18 protein-coding genes and 1 pseudogene are annotated in these 20,637 nt (G+C 64.8%); 12 read left to right on the top strand and 7 right to left on the bottom strand.

Going from position 1 to position 20,637, the window contains the following annotated elements; genetic code table 11:
- Positions 1–62: 62 nt before the first annotated feature.
- The 7 genes and pseudogenes from sufB (at position 63) to HL666_RS30440 (ending at position 6,524) form a co-directional block, all read left to right on the top strand.
- A pseudogene (sufB, locus tag HL666_RS30470) lies at positions 63–1,615 on the top strand (Fe-S cluster assembly protein SufB).
- A gap of 120 nt (positions 1,616–1,735) precedes the next feature.
- Positions 1,736–2,488, top strand: coding sequence for a Fe-S cluster assembly ATPase SufC (sufC, locus tag HL666_RS30465; protein ID WP_172109245.1), 753 nt, complete (start codon positions 1,736–1,738; stop codon positions 2,486–2,488).
- Between the two features lie 23 nt (positions 2,489–2,511).
- The gene (gene sufD, locus HL666_RS30460; protein ID WP_172185204.1) at positions 2,512–3,834 is read left to right on the top strand and encodes a Fe-S cluster assembly protein SufD; all 1,323 of its coding nucleotides are present in this window, start codon (positions 2,512–2,514) and stop codon (positions 3,832–3,834) included.
- Positions 3,831–5,078 carry a cysteine desulfurase gene (locus HL666_RS30455; RefSeq protein WP_172109241.1) on the top strand — a complete coding sequence of 416 codons (1,248 nt, stop codon included), beginning with the start codon at positions 3,831–3,833 and terminating at the stop codon, positions 5,076–5,078. The genes sufD and HL666_RS30455 overlap by 4 nt, the downstream gene beginning before the upstream one ends.
- The gene (locus tag HL666_RS30450; RefSeq protein ID WP_172109239.1) at positions 5,075–5,446 is read left to right on the top strand and encodes an SUF system Fe-S cluster assembly protein; all 372 of its coding nucleotides are present in this window, start codon (positions 5,075–5,077) and stop codon (positions 5,444–5,446) included. Before HL666_RS30455 ends, HL666_RS30450 begins: the two co-directional genes overlap by 4 nt.
- Before the next feature lie 61 nt (positions 5,447–5,507).
- On the top strand, positions 5,508–5,897 hold the full coding sequence (locus tag HL666_RS30445) for a HesB/IscA family protein (protein ID WP_172109812.1): 390 nt from the start codon (positions 5,508–5,510) through the stop codon (positions 5,895–5,897).
- 117 nt (positions 5,898–6,014) lie between these two features.
- Positions 6,015–6,524 carry a TfoX/Sxy family protein gene (locus tag HL666_RS30440; RefSeq protein WP_172185202.1) on the top strand — a complete coding sequence of 170 codons (510 nt, stop codon included), beginning with the start codon at positions 6,015–6,017 and terminating at the stop codon, positions 6,522–6,524.
- A gap of 31 nt (positions 6,525–6,555) precedes the next feature.
- Here the strand turns inward: HL666_RS30440 and HL666_RS30435 are convergent, their stop codons facing one another.
- Both HL666_RS30435 and HL666_RS30430 read right to left on the bottom strand, forming a co-directional pair.
- Positions 6,556–7,623 carry a GGDEF domain-containing protein gene (locus HL666_RS30435; RefSeq protein ID WP_172131927.1) on the bottom strand — a complete coding sequence of 356 codons (1,068 nt, stop codon included), beginning with the start codon at positions 7,621–7,623 and terminating at the stop codon, positions 6,556–6,558.
- 329 nt (positions 7,624–7,952) lie between these two features.
- The gene (locus tag HL666_RS30430) at positions 7,953–9,425 is read right to left on the bottom strand and encodes a DEAD/DEAH box helicase (protein ID WP_172109235.1); all 1,473 of its coding nucleotides are present in this window, start codon (positions 9,423–9,425) and stop codon (positions 7,953–7,955) included.
- 490 nt (positions 9,426–9,915) lie between these two features.
- On the opposite strand from HL666_RS30430, the gene HL666_RS30425 reads away from it, so the two are divergent.
- Complete coding sequence (locus tag HL666_RS30425) at positions 9,916–11,406, top strand: caspase family protein (protein ID WP_376698632.1); 1,491 nt, start codon at positions 9,916–9,918, stop codon at positions 11,404–11,406.
- A gap of 10 nt (positions 11,407–11,416) precedes the next feature.
- On the opposite strand, the gene HL666_RS30420 is transcribed toward HL666_RS30425, so the two are convergent.
- From HL666_RS30420 to parE, 4 genes are all read right to left on the bottom strand, one after another.
- A complete protein-coding gene (locus tag HL666_RS30420; protein ID WP_172109231.1) occupies positions 11,417–12,184 on the bottom strand; it encodes an SDR family NAD(P)-dependent oxidoreductase in 768 nt (255 codons plus the stop codon).
- A gap of 31 nt (positions 12,185–12,215) precedes the next feature.
- Positions 12,216–12,401 (bottom strand): hypothetical protein, encoded by a 186-nt coding sequence (locus HL666_RS30415; RefSeq protein WP_009027935.1) that lies wholly within the window; start codon positions 12,399–12,401, stop codon positions 12,216–12,218.
- Between the two features lie 189 nt (positions 12,402–12,590).
- Positions 12,591–13,382, bottom strand: coding sequence for an outer membrane protein (locus HL666_RS30410; RefSeq protein ID WP_172109229.1), 792 nt, complete (start codon positions 13,380–13,382; stop codon positions 12,591–12,593).
- Between the two features lie 240 nt (positions 13,383–13,622).
- Entirely contained in the window at positions 13,623–15,686 is a 2,064-nt protein-coding gene (gene parE, locus HL666_RS30405; RefSeq protein WP_172109227.1) for a DNA topoisomerase IV subunit B, read from the bottom strand.
- Positions 15,687–15,957: 271 nt separating this feature from the next.
- Here parE and HL666_RS30400 point away from each other — a divergent pair, with 271 nt between their 5' ends.
- From HL666_RS30400 to HL666_RS30385, 4 genes are all read left to right on the top strand, one after another.
- Positions 15,958–16,488, top strand: a complete 531-nt coding sequence (locus HL666_RS30400; protein WP_172131924.1) for a DedA family protein — start codon at positions 15,958–15,960, stop codon at positions 16,486–16,488.
- Between the two features lie 233 nt (positions 16,489–16,721).
- Positions 16,722–17,372 (top strand): FMN-binding negative transcriptional regulator, encoded by a 651-nt coding sequence (locus HL666_RS30395; RefSeq protein WP_172185200.1) that lies wholly within the window; start codon positions 16,722–16,724, stop codon positions 17,370–17,372.
- A gap of 11 nt (positions 17,373–17,383) precedes the next feature.
- Positions 17,384–18,373, top strand: a complete 990-nt coding sequence (gene argC / locus HL666_RS30390; protein WP_172185198.1) for an N-acetyl-gamma-glutamyl-phosphate reductase — start codon at positions 17,384–17,386, stop codon at positions 18,371–18,373.
- Positions 18,374–18,504: 131 nt separating this feature from the next.
- Positions 18,505–19,731, top strand: coding sequence for a threonine ammonia-lyase (locus HL666_RS30385; RefSeq protein WP_172185196.1), 1,227 nt, complete (start codon positions 18,505–18,507; stop codon positions 19,729–19,731).
- 36 nt (positions 19,732–19,767) lie between these two features.
- On the opposite strand, the gene HL666_RS30380 is transcribed toward HL666_RS30385, so the two are convergent.
- The gene (locus HL666_RS30380; RefSeq protein ID WP_172185195.1) at positions 19,768–20,526 is read right to left on the bottom strand and encodes an SDR family NAD(P)-dependent oxidoreductase; all 759 of its coding nucleotides are present in this window, start codon (positions 20,524–20,526) and stop codon (positions 19,768–19,770) included.
- Positions 20,527–20,637 lie beyond the last annotated feature (111 nt).

Below are 20,637 nucleotides of genomic sequence, written 5' to 3'. Positions count from 1 at the left end.
CGTCGTAAGACGGTTCCAGAACGTGTCCACCGCGGTCCTTGAAACCGCGAGCGGAGGATGGAATGCCAGCCGTACAAGAGACAGTCGACCGCGTCAGGCGGATCGACGTCGATCAATATCGATATGGGTTCGAGACCGTCATCGAATCCGAGAAGGCCCCCAAGGGGCTTTCCGAAGACACGATCCGCTACATCTCGGGCAAGAAGAACGAGCCCGCCTGGATGCTCGAATGGCGCCTGGAGGCCTATCGCCGCTGGCTGACCATGCAGGAGCCGACCTGGGCGCGCGTCGACTACCCGAAGATCGACTTCCAGGATCTGTATTATTATTCGGCGCCGAAGCCGAAGAAGCAGCTCTCCTCGATCGACGAGATCGATCCGGAGATCCTGAAGACCTATGAGAAGCTTGGCATCCCCCTGCGCGAGGTCGCGATCCTGGAGGGTGTGGAGCCGAAGCCCGGCGCCGGTAGCCCCGAGACGCGTAAGATCGCGGTCGATGCCGTGTTTGATTCGGTGTCGGTGGCGACGACGTTCAAGGAGGAGCTGAAGAAGGCCGGCGTGATCTTCATGCCGATCTCGGAGGCCATTCGCGAGCACCCTGAGCTCGTGCAGAAATATCTCGGCAGCGTGGTGCCGACGTCCGACAATTTCTATGCGACGCTGAACTCGGCTGTGTTCTCCGACGGCTCGTTCGTCTACGTGCCGCCGGGTGTGCGGNGAACTCGGCTGTGTTCTCCGACGGCTCGTTCGTCTACGTGCCGCCGGGTGTGCGGTGCCCGATGGAGCTGTCGACCTATTTCCGCATCAACGAGCGCAACACCGGCCAGTTCGAGCGCACGCTCATCATCGCCGACAAGGGCGCTTACGTCAGCTATCTCGAAGGCTGCACGGCGCCGCAGCGCGACGAAAACCAGCTGCACGCGGCGGTCGTCGAGCTGGTCGCGCATGACGATGCCGAGATCAAATATTCGACGGTGCAGAACTGGTATCCGGGCAATTCGGAAGGCAAGGGCGGCATCTACAATTTCGTCACCAAACGCGGCGACTGCCGTGGCAACAACTCGAAGATCTCCTGGACCCAGGTGGAGACCGGATCGGCAATCACCTGGAAATATCCGAGCTGCATCCTGCGCGGCGACAATTCGCGCGGCGAGTTCTATTCGATCGCGATCTCGAACGGCTATCAGCAGGTCGATAGCGGCACCAAGATGATCCATCTCGGCAAGAACACGACCAGCCGGATCATCTCCAAGGGCATCGCGGCGGGCCGCTCGCAGAACACCTATCGTGGTCTCGTCACGGCGCATCGCAAGGCGTCCAACGCGCGCAACTTCACCGCCTGCGATTCGCTGCTGATCGGCGACAAATGCGGCGCGCACACCGTGCCGTACATCGAGGCCAAGAACTCCTCGGCCACGTTCGAGCACGAGGCGACCACGTCCAAGATCTCCGAGGACGTGCTGTTCTACTGCATCCAGCGCGGTCTTTCGCAGGAAGAGGCGGTCGGGCTCGTCGTCAACGGCTTCGTCAAGGACGTGCTGCAGCAGCTGCCGATGGAGTTCGCCGTCGAGGCGCAGAAGCTGATCTCGATCAGCCTCGAGGGATCGGTCGGCTAAGGCCGTATCGCGAGGAGGCCACCGGGCGGCCTCCTGCAAGCATCAGCTTTGTGGGCCTCGGTCCTTCGAGACGCGCCGGCGGCGCTCCGAGAGGACGAGGAACAGACAGAAGAGAAAACAATGGCACTACTCGAAATCAAGAACCTTCAGGTCCGCGTCGAGGAACGCGAGATCCTCCACGGACTGACGCTGACGATCGACGCCGGCAAGGTGCACGCGATCATGGGGCCGAACGGCTCCGGCAAGTCGACGCTGTCCCACGTCATCGCCGGCAAGCCCGGCTATGAGGTGACGGGCGGCGAGATCCTGTTCAAGGGCGAGGATCTGCTCGCCATGGCGCCGGACGAGCGCGCCGCCAAGGGTGTGTTCCTGGCGTTCCAATATCCGGTCGAGATCCCCGGCGTCGCCACCATGACGTTCCTGCGCACCGCGCTGAATGCGCAGCGCAAGGCGCGCGGTGAGGAGGAGTATTCGACGCCTGATTTCCTGAAGAAGGTTCGCGAGATCTCGAAGTCGCTCAACATCCCGCAGGACATGCTCAAGCGCGGCGTCAATGTCGGCTTCTCCGGCGGCGAGAAGAAGCGCAACGAGGTGCTGCAGATGGCGCTGTTCCAGCCGTCGCTGTGCATCCTCGACGAGATGGATTCCGGCCTCGACATCGACGCGCTGCGTATCGCGGCCGACGGCGTCAATGCGCTGCGGTCGCCGGAGCGCTCGATGATCGTGATCACCCACTATCAGCGGCTTCTGAACTACATCGTGCCCGACGTCGTTCACGTGATGTCGAAGGGCCGTGTCGTGAAAAGCGGCGGCAAGGAGCTCGCGCTCGAGCTGGAGGCGTCCGGTTACGCCCAGTTCGAAGACGCGGCCTGATCGCTGGCCTGAATGGATCTGTGATGAACGTAGCTTTGGTCAAGAACGACAGCGGTCCGGCGGCGAGCAGCGTGTTCGCTGCCGCCCAGGGCCGGCTGCCCGGCACCGGCAAGGTGGCGGAGATCCGGCGCGATGCTTTTGCGGCCTTCGAGCGCACCGGCCTGCCGCACCGGCGTATCGAGGAATGGAAGTACACCGATCTGCGCGCGCTGGTGCGCGACGTGCTGCCGCTGGCAGGCGCGCCCGACGCGGCGGCGCTGGCGCGGGCGAAGGCCGCGGTTGCAGAGGCTGCGATCGAAGGCGCGACCAAGCTGGTGCTGGTCGATGGCGTCGTTGCCACCGATCTGTCGGATCTCGCGGCACTGCCTTCCGGCGTGACGGTGCGGATGTTGCGCGCGGTGCTCGACGAGCAGTCCAATGACTCCCGTGCCGACTTGCTGCTCACCAAGACCAGCGATCCCATGCTGTCGCTGAACGCGGCGCTCGTGACCGACGGCGTCGTGGTCACGGTGGCGGACGGCACGCAGCTCTCGTCGCCTTTGCAACTCATTCACGTCGCCACCGCCTCCAAGGCGGCGCGCTACAGCCGCTCGCATGTGCGGGTCGGGCAGGGCGCGCGCGTGACTCTGGTCGAGAGCGCGATCGCCGCCGCCGGCGCCGCCGCCTACCAAGCCAACGATGCCGCGGTGGTGTGGGTCGGCGACGAGGCTCAGTTGTCGCATGTCCGGCTGATGCGCGATGCCTCTGATGCCGTGAACGTCTCGTCCGAACTGTTCACCATTGGCGCCAAGTCCAGGCTCAACCTGTTCAACATGACCAGCGGCGCCGCCGTCAGCCGGCTGCAGGCGTTCTTCACGATGGCAGGCGAAGGCAGTGAGCTGATCGTCAACGGCGTCAACCTGCTGCGTGACAAGCAGCATGGCGACATGACGCTGGTGGTCGATCACGCGGTGCCCGGCTGCACCAGCCGTGAGAATTTTCGCGCCGTGCTTGATGATCGCGCGCACTCCGTGTTCCAGGGACGCATCATCGTCCGCCAGGACGCGCAGCAGACCGATGGCAAGATGATGACGCGGGCGCTGCTGCTGTCCGACGAGGCCGAGGCCGACAGCAAGCCGGAGCTCGAGATCTTCGCTGACGACGTCTCCTGCGGACATGGCGCCACTGCCGGCGCGCTCGACGACAGCCTATTGTTCTATCTGCGTGCCCGCGGTCTCCCCGAGAAGCAGGCGCAGGCGCTGCTGATCCAGGCCTTCGTCGGTGAGGCCATCGAGGCGATCGAGGACGACCATTTGCGCGAGCGCGTCATCGCTTCCGCCCAGGACTGGATGGAGGCGCGCGCATGAGCACTCATCCGGCCGTCACCAACGGCTCCTATGACGTCGCCCGCATCCGCGAGGACTTCCCGGCGCTGGCGCTGCAGGTCTATGGGAAGAAGCTGGTCTATCTCGACAACGCTGCCTCGGCGCAGAAGCCGCGCGCGGTGCTCGACCGCATGACGCAGGCCTACACCAGCGAATACGCCAACGTGCATCGCGGCCTGCATTATCTCGCCAATGCGGCAACCGAAGCCTATGAGGGCGGCCGCGAGCGAGTGACGCGCTTCCTCAATGCGCGGCGCAGCGAGGAGATCATTTTCACCCGCAACGCGACCGAGGCGATCAACCTCGTGGCGTCGTCCTGGGGCGGGCCGAACATCGGCGAGGGCGACGAGATCGTGCTCTCGATCATGGAGCACCATTCCAACATCGTGCCGTGGCACTTCTTGCGCGAGCGCCAGGGGGCGGTGATCAAGTGGGCCCCGGTCGATGACGACGGCAACTTCCTGATCGACGAGTTCGAGAAGCTGCTGACCGACAAGACCAAGCTGGTCGCCATCACGCAGATGTCGAACATGCTCGGCACGCTCGTCCCCGTGAAGGAGGTCGTGCGCATCGCGCACGCGCGCGGCATTCCGGTGCTGGTCGACGGCAGTCAGGCGGCGGTGCATCTGGCCATCGATGTTCAGGACATCGACTGCGACTTCTACGTCTTCACCGGCCACAAGCTGTATGGGCCGACCGGCATCGGCGTCCTCTACGGCAAATACGATCTGCTCGCCGCGATGCGCCCCTTCAATGGTGGCGGCGAGATGATCCGCGAGGTCTCGCGCGATGTCGTCACCTATGGCGATCCGCCGCACCGGTTCGAGGCGGGCACCCCGATGATCGTCGAGGCAGTCGGGTTGGGCGCTGCCATCGACTATGTCAACTCGGTCGGCAAGGAGCGCATCGCCGCGCACGAGCACGACCTGCTCACATATGCGCAAGAGCGGCTGCGCGAGATCAATTCGTTGCGGCTGATCGGCACCGCCAAGGGCAAGGGGCCGGTGATCTCGTTCGAGATGAAGGGCGCGCACGCCCACGACATCGCGACCGTGATCGACCGCCAGGGCGTCGCCGTGCGGGCCGGCACGCATTGCGTGATGCCGCTTTTGGAGAGATTCAACGTCACCGCGACCTGCCGGGCCTCGTTTGGCATGTACAATACGAGGGAAGAGGTCGATCAGCTGGTACAGGCATTGATCAAGGCGCAGGATTTGTTTGCATGACCGACACCGCCGACGTCAAAACTCAGTCTATCGAAACTCATTCGGCGCTGCCGATGGAGGAGACCGAACGGCTCTCCAGCGAAATCATCGCGGCGCTGAAGACGGTGTTCGATCCGGAGATCCCGGCCGACATCTACGAGCTGGGCCTGATCTACAAGGTCGACATCAAGGACGACCGCAGCGTCGACGTGCTGATGACGCTGACGACCCCGAACTGTCCGGCGGCCGGCGAGCTGCCGACGATGGTCGAGAACGCGATTGCGAGTGTCCCGGGCGTCGGCATCGTCAACGTCAGCATCGTCTGGGAGCCGCAATGGACGCCAGACCGGATGAGCGACGAGGCACGCCTCGTGCTCAATATGTGGTGAGGCACGAAGTTTGAATGGCGGTCGGGATTGATCGAACGCCGGGATTGACCAGATGACCGATATGACGAACACGCCAGTTGCCAGCAAGCCCAAGCCGCGGCCCCGTCCGCAGGTGATGCGGTTGACCGATGCGGCAGCCACGCGCATCCGCGAGCTGACCGATCGCGCGGAGTCCGAGATCATCGGCCTGCGCGTCGGCGTCAAGAACGGCGGCTGCGCCGGCCAGTCCTATACGGTCGAATATGCCCACGACGTCCGGCCGACCGACGAGGTCGTCGAGGATAAGGGCGTCAAGATCCTCGTCGATCCCAAGGCGGTGCTGTTCCTGTTGGGCACCGAGATGGACTATCAGGCCGACAAGATGCAGGCCCAGTTCGTCTTCAACAACCCGAACCAGATCAGCGCCTGTGGCTGCGGCGAGTCGGTACAATTGAAGCCGGCCGAGGTGTGACCGTTCGCCGTCAGCCGGGACGGCATTCGGACATGTCGCGTTCCGGACATTGACACGCGCCACGCTCCCGACCGACAAACCCCAGGGAGCAACTGGGTGTTGGCGGGAGGTGTCGCGATGGACCGCGAGTTCCTGATCGATCTGTTCGCGGGCTTCGGTCCGGTCACGATCCGGCGGATGTTTTCTGGTTTCGGGATCTCTGCGGACGGCATCAACTTTGCGCTGGCACTGCGCAGCGGCCTCTATCTGCGGGCCGACGAAGCGAGCTTCGGGAAGTTCGAGGCCGCAGGATCCAAGCCGTTTTCGTACGAAACGCGCGCGCGGACCATGACCGTGCGGTCGTACTGGCAGGTGCCGGCGCATCTGTTCGACGACACCGACGACTTTGCGATGTGGGCAAGAGAGGCGTTTGCGGCGGCCCAGAGGGCCGCCCTGAGCAAACGGACCAGGACGAAGCGCGGAGCGTCGCGCAGCAGGCCCACCGCAGGTGAGGCGAAGCTCGGAGCGACTAAGAAGGCAGCGAAGAAGGCGAAGCCTGCCAAGACGCGGAAGGCTGCCAAGAGCGTCGGCAAGGCGGCCGCGACCGGCCGCAAGACGCGCAGCGCGGCCGCTTCGCGAACGCGCTGATGGTGCTGAGAACGCGGCTGGCCGGCTACCGTCAGGCGACCTGGCCGCGCGTGGCTGCCGCATATTCGGGATCGCTCTCGCACACCACCTTGTTGCGGCCGCCGCGCTTGGCGGCATAGAGGCAGGCGTCGGCGCGCTCGATCAGCGCATCGGTGTCGTCGCCGGCGCGGAGCATCGACACGCCGACCGAAATGGTGACGCGGCCCAGGATCTCACCTGTCGACTTCTTCTTCAGCTCCTTCGCGGTCACCGCGCGGCGGATCTGGTCGGCGACGGTCAAGGCCTGCCGCAGCGAAGTGTTCGGCAGCACGACCGCGAATTCTTCGCCGCCGTAGCGCGCGGCGATGTCCTGGCCCTTGATGGCGTGCTTCAGGGTCATTCCCACGAGGCGCAGGACCTGGTCGCCGGTGAGGTGACCGTAGGAGTCGTTGAACGACTTAAAGTGGTCGATGTCGAACATCAGGAGCGACAACGGCTGATCGGTCGCAAGCCCCGTCTGCACCGTCGTCTCGATCATCCGGTCGAAATATTTGCGGTTGCCGAGGCCGGTGAGCGGATCGGTCAGGCTCTCGGCCCGGATCGCTTCGAGGCTGTGCTGCAGTCCGCTGATCTCGTCCTTGGACAGCGACAGTCGCTCCTCGAGAACCCGGTTGGTCTCCCGCATCTGCTTGGTCGAATGCGCGAGCGCCTCGATGATATCGACAAGCTGCTCGCGGCTGTTGGCCGCGGCGAGCATCCGGTCGGCGCCTGCGAGGCTCGCATCGTAGCTCGCGGTCCTGCCGAGAGCGTCCGTGATCATGGTCATCAGGTCGTCGATCTCGCCGACGACGCGCGCGCCGACCTTGTCGATGCGGTCCGACGTCTTGAGATGCGCGAGATAGGATTCATAAAGCTGGTCGAGATCGGCCTGGGACAGCTTGCCGTTGCGGGACAGCGTTCCGTTGATGATCTCGTTCAGCTGCGCGTTGTAGCCCGTCGCATAGACGTACCAGATCTCGTAGTTGCGCGGGTTGGCCGCGTGACGCAACGTCTTGATCTGGCTGAGCGCGACCTCGGCGAAGGCTATCGTGCGTTCGTGTTCATCAAGCGCATTGACCACAACAGGTTCTCCCCAATCGCCCGCGTCGCCGTCACAGCAATGAATTTAAACAATGCCGGCCAAGCTAAAGGACGTGTGTGAACCAGGGGTAAATACGGCCGTAGAGTCACGGGCAAACGTCAAGCGACGCTTACAGGATGGCCGTCATTTCATATGTTCAATGAGTTGCATAAGTGCGCCGCCAGCCTTGCTTGAGCGTTGCCAGCACGCGGACTCGGACACGATCGCGCTGCACTCGCGATCGATCGAATAACTTATGTGAGACCAGCAGAAGACAACGAGCCGGAACTCCGAGCGTCCCCGTTGGCGGAGCCCGGAGCTTGGACCGTTCAAGGAAGCGGCGCGCGGACCGGGCGGAGCAGGAACGCGGGCAGATGCGAATGATCGGCTGGCTCATTGTCGTGGTCGCGCCGTGGCCGTCGGGGTTCATTGCGGGGCTGCTCGTTGCGAGGCTGCTCGCTACGGGCGCTGGGTGCGGGTCGAGGTGAGGCGGGCTGGGCCGAGCGCGGCGCTGCGGCGGCGGAGGGACGCGGCTCGCGCGGCTCACGTTCACGGTGCTCGCGCTCACGGGGCTCACGCGGCTCGCGCTCACGCGGAGTCTTGCCGCGGCTGCGGCGGGAGCTGTCGCGCGGACGGCGCTCACGCGTATCCTCATCGCGCGCGGCCTCGGTTACTTCGTAGTCGCCTTCGATGGTCGGAATGCTCTGTCCGATCAGCTTCTCGATCGCGACCATCGACTTCTGCTCGGCCGGGCAGACGATCGAGATCGCGGTACCGGTCCGTCCGGCGCGGCCGGTACGACCGATGCGGTGGACGTAGTCATCCGAATGGTGCGGAACGTCGAAATTGAAGACGTGGCTCACTTCGGGAATGTCGAGGCCGCGTGCCGCGACATCGGAGGCCACGAGCAAGGGCAGCTCGCCCTTGCGGAACTGATCGAGCGCGGCGGTGCGGGCCGACTGGTCCATGTCGCCGTGCAGGGCTCCGACGCTGAAACCATGCTTCTGCAGCGACTTGTGAACGATGGCGACGTCGCGCTTGCGGTTGCAGAAGATGATCGCGTTGTTGAGATCCTTGGCGTCCCGCAACAGCCTGCGCAGCACCTCGCGCTTCTGATGCGCCTCGCGTCCCGAGGGCACTTGCAGCTGCGTGACGGTGACCGCCGTCGTCGCCGGCTTCGACACTTCGACCTTCTGCGGATTGTGCAGGAAGGCCTCGGTGATGCGCCGGATCTCCGGCGGCATGGTCGCGGTGAAGAACAGCGTCTGGCGGGTGAACGGGACGAGCTTGCAGATGCGCTCGATGTCCGGAATGAACCCCATGTCGAGCATGCGATCCGCTTCGTCGATGACCAGGAGCTCGACGCCGGTGAGCAGCAATCCACCGCGCTCGGTGTGATCGAGCAGGCGGCCGGGGGTGGCGATCAGGACGTCGACGCCGCGGGTCAGCTTGGCATCCTGGTCCCCGAAGGACACGCCGCCGATCAGGAGGGCGACGTTGAGCTTCTGTCCGGCGCCGTAGCGGTCGAAATTCTCCTTGACCTGGGCGGCCAGCTCGCGCGTCGGCTCCAGGATCAGGGTCCGCGGCATCCGCGCCCGGGCACGGCCCTTTTCGAGAATGGTGAGCATCGGCAGGACGAAAGCGGCGGTCTTGCCGGTGCCGGTCTGGGCGATGCCGAGCACGTCGCGGCGCGCCAATACGTGAGGAATCGCCTGTTCCTGGATGGGGGTCGGGGTGGTGTAACCGGTGGCCGCAACTGCAGCCAACACCTTGTCGGACAAGCCGAGATTGGAAAAGGACATCGAGCCTCTGTGTCACGCGCCAACAGGCGACGGGGCCTCTATTCGACGCCGCCGTTAGGAATCGAGGGGTAAAAGGCTGTGGTCGCGTTCAACCCCGAAACGGCATGCTCTAAGGAAGCTGGGGGTGTTCTGACTTACGCTGACCCGCGGTCAATGTTTGGGAATCGGATCCGATCCCGGCCGCGCTGAACGGGAAGATAGGGGCGAATCCCGCAAAGTCAATGGAAGAGGGGGACGAAGTGCCGAAAAAGCTTAATGTTTTTGCATTATTTGCAGGCAACCTGTCGTCGAGCTGTCGTATTCGGGTGCTCCGAAGCTCTTGGCGGCCGGTCGCGGAAAGCGCTCTGGTCGAATTGTCGACGGAATTGCGGCGTGTGTTCGGCGGGGAGGAGCGGCCGCAGGCGGTTCGGGCATGAACCGGGGGTGGCGTACCGCCGACTATCGAAGGCGGCAGCCCACGCGATGAAAGCAGGGACGAACGATGAGATCGATGCGGACGTGGCTGGCGTGCGGGCTGGCGGTGCTGGTGGTGGTTCTGGCGCCAGCCGCCGCACAAGCCGAGAAGCGCGTTGCGCTCGTGATCGGCAACAACGACTACCGCTTCGTTCCGAAGCTGCAGAAGGCCGTCAACGACGCACGCACGATGGGCGATACGCTGAAGCAGCTCGGCTTCAGCGTGATGGTCGCGGAGAATCTCAATCGCCAGCAGTTCAGCCAGACATTGCTGACGTTCGACAACGCCGTCGAGCCTGGTGACACCGCATTTTTCTTCTACGCCGGCCACGGATTCGAAATTGCGGGCCAGAACTTCCTGCTGCCGACTGACGTGCCGGCTGCGACTGAAGGGCAGGAAGAGCTGGTGCGCGACGCCTCGATCCTCGCGGACCGCATCATCGAGCGGCTGCAGAACAAGAAGGCGCGCACCTCGATTCTCGTCTTCGACGCCTGCCGCAACAATCCGTTCGAGCGTTCGGGCACGCGCGCGGTCGCAGGTGCCGGCGGCCTCGCGCCGATGACCCAGTTGCCCGAGGGCGTGTTCTCGGTGTTCTCGGCTGGTCCTCGGCAGACGGCGCTCGACCGGCTCTCGAACGACGACGCCAATCCGAACTCGGTGTTCACGCGCACCTTCGCCAAGGAGCTGACGCAGCCCGGCGTCAACCTGGTGCAGGTGGCGCAGCGAACTCGGCGCGCGGTCAGCGAGCTCGCCGAGACCGTGCGTCACAAGCAGATCCCGGTCTATTTCGACCAGATGGTCGACGACGTCTTCCTCAACGGCGTGGCAAAGGGGCCGGCCGCCGCCGACAAGCCCGCCGAGCCGCAGCAGAAGCTTGCGGCGCTTCCTCCCGTCTCCGCGCCGCGCATTCCTCCGGCCAACGAGATCCTGAACGCGCCGATTGCGATGTTCTCGCGCCACAATGGCGGCTGGACGGTCACCTTCTCGATCGCCGATCCGACGCTCGGCATTTCCTGGCGCATGGGGGAGAGCGGAGATTTCCGCGAGACCGGCTTCATGGACGTGCTCGATCCGCGCACGCGAAAGCGCATGCCCAATCCCTCGATCCAATTGCCCGCGGATGCGCCGGCCGGCACCATCCAGGTCCGCTATGTCGATGCGTCAGGCGAGATGCAGGGGCCGTTTCCGATTCGCTTCGAGCCTGAGGTTGCGCTGGTGCGCGACCAGCGCAAGATCCTCGATATGACCGCGACCAGCTGGCTGTCGTTCCGCGAGTTCAACGGCCTGCTGGTCTACTACACGCATCTGATGTCGTACCGCTGCGCGATCCGCGAGGTGCGCATCGGCATCGACAGCGCCGTGCCGGACAAGGTGCTGAACATGCCTGGCTGCGACATGCGCGATCCGATCGCGATCCCTTCCAACGCCATGCCCTACCTCAAGCTGCCGCCGGCGACGAAGTTCGTCTCGGTCGAGCTGACCTACCGCGACGGCAGCGTCTCCGAGATCAAGAGCTTCCGGCGTTGACGGGCCGGCTTCACGCCATGATCGAATAGCCGCCGTCGACCGGAATCGCGGTGCCCGTGACGAAGTCCGAAGCGGGCGAGCTCAGGAAGGTGGCGATCCCGGCGAAATCGTCGATGTCGCCCCAACGTCCTGACGGCGTACGCGCCAGCACGCGGTCGTGCAGGCCGTCGATCTGCTTGCGGGCGGCGCGGGTCAGATCGGTGTCGATCCAGCCCGGCAGAATCGCATTCACCTGGATGTTGTCGGGCGCCCAGGCGCAGGCGCAAGCGCGCGTGTACTGCACGATGCCGCCTTTGCTGGCGGCGTAGGCCGGCGCGAAGCTGGCTCCGAAGATCGACAGCATCGAGCCGATGTTGATGATCTTGCCGCGGCCTGTGGCTTTGAGTGCGGGGTAGGCGGCCTTCGAGCACAGGAAGGCGCTGGTGAGGTTGGTGTCGATCACCTCCTGCCATTCCTCCAGCTCGAGCTGGTGCGGCGGCTTGCGGATGCTCATGCCGGCATTGTTGATCAGGATGTCGATGCGGCCGAAGCTGCCCAGCACCCGCTCGACCATCGCCGCGACGTCGTCCTTGTTGCTGACATCCGCCGTGACCGCGATGGTCCGGACGCCGCGGGTGGCGAGATCAGCCACGGCAGTCTGCGACTTGGCCTCGTTGCGGCCGACCACGGCGATATCGGCGCCGGCCTCGGCGAGACCGCGGGCCATACCGAGGCCGATTCCGCCATTGCCTCCTGTCACGATCGCAACCTTGCCCTTGAGGTCGAAACGGCCCGCCATGCATCATCTCCAGATCAAATTGAGAAAGTCGTCAGCAGGTGCCCTGCCAGATCATCACCAGGCCCAGCGCACCCATTCCGACGCCGTAGCCAGCCCATTGCAGCTGATTGATCATGAAGCTGGTCCGCGGCCACGCCACAACCCCGGTGCCCTGACCAACCCAGAGCAGGCCGACGGCGAGCAGAAGCAGGCCGCCGATCATCAGGAATCTCCGCATGGCCATTTCCTCCCTCGTCGACCGGCGTCACCGCATGGGAAACGCTGCAGCCGTCTTTTTTGTGAAGTTTTATGAAGAGGAAGCTAGCGGCGGACGGGACGGATGACCAGCGGATCGCGCGTCAAAACAAAAAGCCCCGGATCAACCGGGGCTTTTCGCAGCGAATTCGAGATGTCGAGTGGGAACGGCTCAGTACTTGGCAACCACCGGGCCAGTCCAGTTGAAGCGGTAGACCAGCGAGGTGGTGATGGTCTGGACCCACGGCTTGAAGGTGATGTCGCGGCCGAACGCGGCATTCGTGCCATCCACGCGCTCGGTGATGTTCTTGCGGTCGTAGAAGGCCGAACGGTACTCGGTCTTCATGAACCAGCCCGGCGCGGTGATGCCGAAGAAGTTCAGGTTGTTCTCGACACCGCCGCCGATGAACCAGCCGCTGCGATCGAAGCCATCGGTGTGCAGGCCGGAGGGCGCGCCAGTGACCGTGCTGAGGAGAGTGGTGCCCTTCCAGTGCGAGCTGGAGTAGCCGGCGTTGACGTAGGACAGAACGTTCGGGGCAACGAGATAACCGACGCGCGCACCGACGGCCCACGAATAGTCGTTCTTGATGTTGCCGGCGATGAACGGGCCCTGATCCTGGATCGTGCCCTTGATGCTGCCGAACTGACCATCGGCCAGAATACCGAACACCCAGCTCGGGGTCACCTGCCAGTCGTAACCGGCGCCAGCGGTGCCCAGCCAACCTTCGCCACCCTGCTTCTGGTTGAGGCCGATGAGTGCGGCCCCCGTCGCAGTGCTGACAATGTTGGTGTCGGCGTTCCAGAGGCCGCCACCGCCACCACCGAAGATGTAGAAGCCAGTCCAGCTCGGCGCGACCGGCGCAGCCATCGGAGCCTTCGCATAGGGACGGGCGGCCAGATCGGCAGCCGATGCTGCACCCGTCATCGCCACCACCGCGGTCGCAGCAAGCAAAAGCTTTTTCATATTCAATTCCCCAAGAGATCGACGGGTCGGAAAGACCGGAAAGCGGCGGCGATTCCCTCGCCAGATGTGCCCGAACTATAGCCGATTGGTGCCCAAAAGCTGTTGCCGGTTGAGCACAGTGGAGGGGAAAGTGCGGTGCGGGACGCCGAGTGCAATGGTAACAGATTGTTTATAAAAAGAAAAAGCAGGCCCGCGCGAGTGCGTGGAACCTGCAATCGATGCGAGAAGTCGGGTCAAAAGCTAGACGTCGAGCAGTTCGTCGCTTGCGAACTCCGCCTTCTCCGAGATGAAGGCGAAGCGCGCCTCCGCTTTGGTGCCCATCAGGCGTTCGACAGAGTCGGCGGTGCCGTCGCGATCATCAGCGATCAGCGTCACGCGGAGCAGGGTTCGCTTGGACGGATCCATGGTGGTTTCCTTCAACTGCGCAGGCATCATCTCGCCCAGGCCTTTGAAGCGGCCGATGTCGACCTTGGCGTTGGCGTTGAACTCGCGCTTGAGGATCTCGTCCCTGTGGGCGTCGTCGCGGGCGTAGAACGTCTTGCTGTTGTGAGTCAGCCGATAGAGCGGCGGCACGGCCAGGTACAGATGGCCCTCGTCGATCAGCCGCGGCATCTGCCGGTAGAAGAAGGTGATCAGCAGCGAGGCGATGTGGGCGCCATCGACGTCGGCATCGGTCATGATGATGATGCGTTGATAGCGCAGATCCTCTTCGCGATACGACGTGCCGGTACCGGCGCCGATCGCCATCACGAGATCGGCGAGCTGGGCGTTGGCGGTCAGCTTGTCCTTGCCGGCGGAGGCGACGTTGAGGATCTTGCCGCGCAGCGGGAGCACCGCCTGCTTCTTGCGGTCGCGCGCCTGCTTGGCGCTGCCGCCGGCCGAATCGCCCTCGACGATGAACAGCTCGGAGCCCTCGGTGCCGGCGTCGGTGCAGTCGGCGAGCTTGCCGGGCAGCCGCAGCTTCTTGGTCGCGGTCTTGCGCGCCGTCTCCTTTTCCTGGCGGCGGCGGATGCGCTCCTCGGCGCGCTCGACGACGAAGTCGAGCAGGCGATTCGCCTGCACCGGATTGCCGGACAGCCAATGATCGAACGGGTCCTTGACGGCCTGTTCGACGATGCGCTGGGCCTCCGCCGTGGCGAGGCGGTCCTTGGTCTGGCCCTGGAATTCCGGCTCGCGCACGAACACCGAGAGCATGATGGCGGCGCCCGCCATGATGTCCTCGGAGGTGATGTTGGCCGAGCGCTTGCCCTGGCCGACGCGCTCGGCGTGGTCCTTCAGGCCACGCAGCAGGGCGCTGCGGATGCCCGATTCGTGCGTGCCGCCATCGGGCGTCGGAATCGTGTTGCAGTAGGACGACAGGAAGCCGTCGGCGTCGGCGGTCCAGGCCACCGCCCATTCGCAGCCGCCATGGCCGCCGGTCCGGCCGGACTTGCCGGCGAAGATGTCGGGATGGACCAGCGTGTCGGCGTGGATCGCGGCCGCAAGATAGTCCTTCAGGCCGCCGGGGAAATGGAAGGTCGCCTCGGGCTGGACGTCCTCGATGCCCTTGAGCAGCGCGGGATCGCACTTCCAGCGGATCTCGACGCCGCCGAACAGGTAGGCCTTGGAGCGCGCCATCTTGAACAGGCGCTGCGGCTTGAACGTGGCCTTGGCGCCGAAGATGGTCGGGTCGGGCTGGAAGCGCACCCTCGTGCCGCGCCGGTTTGCGACCTTGCCGATTTCCTCGAGCTTGCCCTTGGGGTGGCCGCGCTCGAAGATCATGCGGTAGAGCTTCTGGTTGCGCGCGACCTCGACCTCGAGCCGGGTCGACAGCGCGTTCACCACGGAGATGCCGACGCCGTGCAGGCCGCCCGAGGTCTCGTAGACCTTGGAGTCGAACTTGCCGCCCGCGTGCAGCGTGCACATGATGATTTCGAGCGCCGACTTCTTCGGGAATTTGGGGTGGGGATCAATCGGAATGCCGCGGCCGTTGTCGGTGACCGTCAGGAAGCCTTCGGCGTCCAGCTCGACCTCGATGAAAGTGGCGTGGCCGGCCAGCGCCTCGTCCATCGAGTTGTCGATGACCTCGGCGAACAGGTGGTGCAGCGCCTTCTCGTCGGTGCCGCCGATATACATGCCGGGGCGGCGGCGCACCGGCTCCAGGCCCTCGAGCACCTCGATGTCACGGGCGGTGTAATCGCCCTCCGCACCCGCCGCGCGGGCGGCTGGCTTGGCGGGGGCCTTGCCCTTGGCGGCGAACGCCGCCAACGGGTCGGCGATACCCTTGCCCTTGGCTTTTGCAGCTGATTTCAACGGCTTACCCATGGAATCTGATGTTGCGCTCGCGCAAGATGGAACGAATCGTCGAGCCTGACTATGCCATGGGCGGCCATAAAACAATGACCCCGGAAACATCGACCCTGGACGCTCCGGCACCGCCTTCGCCCGTCCGCAGGGCCGAACAGACATTCGTTCACGCAGACAGCCGGTTGTTGTGACTTGAAGTGGGCGGGCCCGGTGGCGTACCAGTCTGAGCCAGGGAACCGCGAAAGCCTTCAAGGACTTAGGGCTCCATAGCGGGAAAGGCATCGAGCAGATGGAAGATTTTGGCCGCGCGGTAGCTGATTTCGTGCGCGACCATCAGGCCTGGGCTGCTCCGATCGTCCTGCTGCTCGCTTTCGGCGAGTCGCTCGCTTTCATTTCGCTGCTGATTCCCGCCTGGGGCGCCCTGGTTGCGATCGGCGCCCTGATCGGGGCCACCGGCATCAGCTTCTGGCCGGTGTGGCTGGCCGGCGGCATCGGTGCAGCGCTCGGCGACTGGGTCTCCTACTGGTTCGGCTACCGCTACAAGGATCGTGTCGCCCAGATGTGGCCGCTGTCGCGCTATCCGGAGTTGCTGCCGCGTGGCGAAGCCTTCGTGCGCGACTGGGGGGTACCGAGCATCTTCATCGGCCGGTTCTTCGGGCCGTTGCGCGCCTCGGTGCCGCTGGCGGCCGGCATCTTCGAGATGCCTTATCTGATGTTCCAGGTTGCCAATTTCGTCTCGGCGCTGATGTGGTCGGCGGTGCTGCTGCTGTTCGGCGACATCATCGGCCGCATCATGGAATGGCTCTGGCGCACGGTCTGATGCGCGCCGGCGAGTTGCGATCTTGACGCAGGAACCGTGCGGCCTTATACGCCTGCGCCCATGATCCACGCAGCGACCAACATGATCGCCGGAATGCGCCGTCGTACCCCCGCGGTACGGGCGATGATCTGCGTTTGAGATCACAGCCCCTGCCGCCGGATCCGGTCCCGCGGCAATCCTTCTCCTTGCGGCGCGATTGATCAGGCGGCTCCTTCGTCCAGCAGGAGTTTCCGATGTACACGCCACCGCCCTTCAAGCTTGACCGCGCCGCGAGCCTCGGCTTTGCGGACGCGCGCGGCTTCGGCACGGTCTGCGCGTGGGACGGCAGCAAGCCGATTGCGTCGCCGGTGCCGTTTCATCTGGGCGCGCTGAACGACGGCACGCCGCAGGCGTTCTTTCATGTCGCGCGCAACAATCCGTTGGCCAAGGTTGCCGACGGCGCGACGCCCTGGCTGCTCGCCGTGAGCGGCTCCGATGCCTATGTCTCGGCCGACTGGTACGTGTCGCCCGACCAGGTGCCGACCTGGCTCTATCAGGCGGTGCATCTGACCGGCACGGCGCGGATCCTGTCCGAAGCTGAGCTTGCGCGGCAGGTGGACGAGGTCAGTGCCAAGTTCGAGCAGCGCCTGCTGCCGAAGAAGCCCTGGACTTCGGACAAGATGACGGCGGGACGCCTCGAGGCGATGCGCAAGGCCATCGTCGGAATCGTCATGACGATCGAGACCGTCGAGGGCAGCTTCAAGCTCAACCAGCACAAGTCCGAAGCGGATTACGCGGCGATCGCAGCCAGGCTCGGCGAGCGGTCCGACATCGGCTCGCAACAGATATCCTCTCTCATGCGGCAGGCGCGGCCCCAGGCCTTTGCCGGCGAACCCCAGACCTGAAGGAGCGTGTCATGACCGTGATCGATAGCAACCCGAAGGCTCACACCCCAACCGGCGCCGCGACCCGTTCCGTGTTCGTCGACGGCGGCTCCGGGACGACCGGCCTCGGGATCGCCGAGCGGCTGGCGCATCAGAACGACATCGTCGTGAAGACGATCGCCGACGACAGGCGCAAGGATCCCGCCGCCAAGCGCGAGCTGATGGCTGAGGTGGATCTCGTCATCCTCTGCCTGCCGGATGACGCGGCCAAGGAGACCGTCGCGTTGATCGACGGCATGGGCTCGTCGGCGCCGAAGGTGCTGGACGCGTCGACCGCCTATCGAGTCGCGCCGGACTGGGCCTATGGCTTTCCCGAGCTGGCGGCCGACCAGGCCGACAAGATCCGGAGCGCGCGCAAGGTCTCCAATCCCGGCTGCTATCCGACCGGCGGCATCGCGCTGCTGCGGCCGCTGGTCGATGCCGGCCTGCTGCCGCAGGACTATCCGATCACCGTGAATGCGGTGAGCGGCTATTCCGGCGGTGGCAAGACGATGATTGCGGCTTACGAGAATGGCACCGCGCCCAATTTCGAGCTGTATGGTCTCAGTCTCGAGCACAAGCATCTGCCGGAGCTGCAGCTCTATTCGCGGCTGACGCGGCGCCCGATCTTCATTCCCTCGGTCGGCAATTACCGGCAGGGCATGCTGGTCTCGGTGCCGCTGCAATTGGACACGCTGCCGGGCAAGCCTGGTGGTGCGGACCTGCAGGCCGCGTTGGCAAAGCATTATGCAGGCAGCAAGTACGTCTCGGTGATGCCGCTCGATGGCGCGGCGGCCAGGAGCGGCCGACTCGAGCCGGAGGCGCTGAACGAGACCAACAAGCTCGAGCTGCACGTGTTCGCGAGCGACAAGCATCACCAGGCGGTGCTGGTGGCGCGCCTCGACAATCTCGGCAAGGGCGCCTCGGGCGCGGCCGTGCAGAATATGCGGCTGATGCTCGGGCTGCCCGATCTCGGGGCCTGAGATCGAGGCGAACCGTCCGACCGCGCCGGCGGTCGGCTCGTATCGGCAATATCGTGCGAGCGCCGGTGCTTCGTCGGCATCGCCGTGCAATATCGCCGTGCAATAATGCACGTTGAAGGATGGGCAGAGCCATGACCGCCATCGATCTGACCGCGCTGCCCGTGACCTTGAGCGATGTGCGCGCCGCCGCGGACACCATCGGCGGCGCGGTGCTGGCCACCGCCTGCAACCAAAGCCGGACGTTGGGCGAGATCTGCGGTTGCAACATCTGGCTCAAATTCGAGAACCTGCAGTTCACCTCCTCGTTCAAGGAGCGCGGCGCGCTTAACAGGTTGAACGCGCTGTCGGCCGAGCAGCGCGAGCGCGGCGTGATCGCGATGTCCGCCGGCAACCATGCGCAGGGCGTGGCCTACAACGCGCGGCGTCTCGGAATTCCCGCCACCATCGTGATGCCGGTTGGCACGCCGATGGTGAAGGTGGAGAACACCAAACGGCACGGCGCCGAGGTCGTCATCTCCGGTGCCACGTTGGAGGAGGCGGGCGCGTTCGCCAGGGAGCACGGTGTGGCCAAGGGCATGACGATGATTCATCCCTACGACGACCCGCTGATCATCGCAGGGCAGGGCACCGTGGCGCTCGAGATGCTGGCGGTGGTCCCCGAACTCGACACCCTCGTGGTGCCGATCGGCGGTGGTGGCCTGATCTCCGGCATGGCGGTCGCGGCGCGCGCCCTCAAGCCGGGCCTGCGCATCATCGGCGTGCAGGCCGGGCTCTATCCGTCGATGTTCAACGCCATCAACAGCAGCGGCCTGCCGATGCGCGGCGATACGCTGGCGGAGGGCATTGCGGTGAAATCGCCGGGCCGCATCACGACCGAGATCATCCGCCACCTCGTCGACGACATCCTGCTCGTCACCGAGCCGCAGATCGAGCGGGCGTTGGCCACCTTGATCTCGATCGAGAAGACGGTGGTCGAAGGCGCCGGCGCCGTCGGCCTCGCGGCGGTGCTCGCGCACCCCGCGCAGTTCGCCGGGCGCAATGTCGGGCTGGTGCTGAGCGGCGGCAACATCGACACCCGCCTGATCGCCTCGGTGCTGACCCGCGAGCTTGCACGCGAGGGACGGCTGACGCAGCTGTCGATCGACATCGTCGACCGCCCGGGGCAGCTCGCCGCCGTGTCGACCCTGCTGGCGGACGCCGGCGCCAACATCATCGAGGTGTCGCATCAGCGCACCTTCTCCGACCTGCCGGCCAAGGCGACCTTGCTGGAGCTGGTGATCGAGACGCGCGACCAGGCGCATCTCAACGACGTGATGACGCGGCTGACCGCAGCCAACTTTCAGGCGCGCTGCACCTGAGGGGACTGCGGCGCGATAGACCGACGGAGCAGTAATTCACACCCAGCCGCCATCGACGACATAGTGCTGGCCGGTGCAGGCTGACGCCTCCTCGGAGGCGAGGAAGACGGTGAACTTTGCGAGCTCGTCGGGGATCAGCTTCCGCTTCAGGCATTGCCGCTGCATCAGCTCGACCTCGCCTTGTGGAGTCATCCACTTCTCGAGCTGGCGCTCGGTCATGATCCATCCCGGCGCGATCGCGTTCACGCGGATATTGTAGGGGCCGTAGTCGCGCGCCAGCGAGCGGGTCAGGCCGAGCACGGCTGACTTGCTCGCCGTGTAGGCGGCCATGCCGCCTTGTCCGGCCATCCATGAGATCGAGCCGTAATTGATGATGACGCCGGCATTCGCGGCCTTCATGTCCGGCAGTACGGCCTGCGCGGCGAAGAACTGGTGCTTCAGGTTGACCGCGACGCGGTCGTCCCAATACTCCGGCGTCATCTCCTCGGTGCTGTGTCGTTCGTCATTGGCGGCATTGTTGACGAGGACGTTGATCGCGCCGTGTGCCTTGCGTGCCTCCGCGACGCCTGCCCGCAAAGCGGCGATGTCGGTCAGGTCGACGCATTGGAAATGCGCGCTGAGACCTTGACCCGACAATTCGCGCTCCAGGCCGCGGCCCTCATCGGCCTTGATGTCGAAGAACACGACGGTGGATCGCTGCTGGGCAAAGCGCCGCACGGTCGCTGCGCCGATTCCCGATGCGCCGCCGGTCACGAGAACGACCTTATGGGCGAGATCGGAATAAGTGGCAGCCATGGACATCTCCCAACTTTGATTTTCGTGGGGCGACGCGCCGCCCAGCTCGACTCCAAAGCTTAGACGCCTCCGAGTGAGGTGCATAGATCAGAATTTTAGTTGCGCACCTCA

The sequence above is a fragment of the Bradyrhizobium aeschynomenes genome (assembly GCF_013178945.1).
Classification (GTDB): Bacteria; Pseudomonadota; Alphaproteobacteria; order Rhizobiales; family Xanthobacteraceae; genus Bradyrhizobium; species Bradyrhizobium aeschynomenes.
The sequence above is the reverse complement of the archived record's forward strand: the minus strand, read 5'-3'. Positions and strand labels throughout refer to the sequence as shown.

What these genes read in the sequence shown, in the direction of transcription:
- parE (WP_172109227.1), bottom strand. Translation starts at nt 15,686, where the DNA reads ATGGGTAAGCCGTTGAAATCAGCTGCAAAAGCCAAGGGCAAGGGTATC.
- HL666_RS30420 (WP_172109231.1), bottom strand. Translation starts at nt 12,184, where the DNA reads ATGGCGGGCCGTTTCGACCTCAAGGGCAAGGTTGCGATCGTGACAGGA.
- HL666_RS30430 (WP_172109235.1), bottom strand. Translation starts at nt 9,425, where the DNA reads ATGTCCTTTTCCAATCTCGGCTTGTCCGACAAGGTGTTGGCTGCAGTT.
- HL666_RS30385 (WP_172185196.1), top strand. Translation starts at nt 18,505, where the DNA reads ATGACCGCCATCGATCTGACCGCGCTGCCCGTGACCTTGAGCGATGTG.
- HL666_RS30425 (WP_376698632.1), top strand. Translation starts at nt 9,916, where the DNA reads ATGCGGACGTGGCTGGCGTGCGGGCTGGCGGTGCTGGTGGTGGTTCTG.
- HL666_RS30450 (WP_172109239.1), top strand. Translation starts at nt 5,075, where the DNA reads ATGACCGACACCGCCGACGTCAAAACTCAGTCTATCGAAACTCATTCG.
- sufD (WP_172185204.1), top strand. Translation starts at nt 2,512, where the DNA reads ATGAACGTAGCTTTGGTCAAGAACGACAGCGGTCCGGCGGCGAGCAGC.
- HL666_RS30415 (WP_009027935.1), bottom strand. Translation starts at nt 12,401, where the DNA reads ATGCGGAGATTCCTGATGATCGGCGGCCTGCTTCTGCTCGCCGTCGGC.
- HL666_RS30445 (WP_172109812.1), top strand. Translation starts at nt 5,508, where the DNA reads ATGACGAACACGCCAGTTGCCAGCAAGCCCAAGCCGCGGCCCCGTCCG.
- HL666_RS30440 (WP_172185202.1), top strand. Translation starts at nt 6,015, where the DNA reads ATGGACCGCGAGTTCCTGATCGATCTGTTCGCGGGCTTCGGTCCGGTC.
- argC (WP_172185198.1), top strand. Translation starts at nt 17,384, where the DNA reads ATGACCGTGATCGATAGCAACCCGAAGGCTCACACCCCAACCGGCGCC.
- HL666_RS30395 (WP_172185200.1), top strand. Translation starts at nt 16,722, where the DNA reads ATGTACACGCCACCGCCCTTCAAGCTTGACCGCGCCGCGAGCCTCGGC.
- HL666_RS30400 (WP_172131924.1), top strand. Translation starts at nt 15,958, where the DNA reads ATGGAAGATTTTGGCCGCGCGGTAGCTGATTTCGTGCGCGACCATCAG.
- HL666_RS30380 (WP_172185195.1), bottom strand. Translation starts at nt 20,526, where the DNA reads ATGGCTGCCACTTATTCCGATCTCGCCCATAAGGTCGTTCTCGTGACC.
- HL666_RS30455 (WP_172109241.1), top strand. Translation starts at nt 3,831, where the DNA reads ATGAGCACTCATCCGGCCGTCACCAACGGCTCCTATGACGTCGCCCGC.
- sufC (WP_172109245.1), top strand. Translation starts at nt 1,736, where the DNA reads ATGGCACTACTCGAAATCAAGAACCTTCAGGTCCGCGTCGAGGAACGC.
- HL666_RS30410 (WP_172109229.1), bottom strand. Translation starts at nt 13,382, where the DNA reads ATGAAAAAGCTTTTGCTTGCTGCGACCGCGGTGGTGGCGATGACGGGT.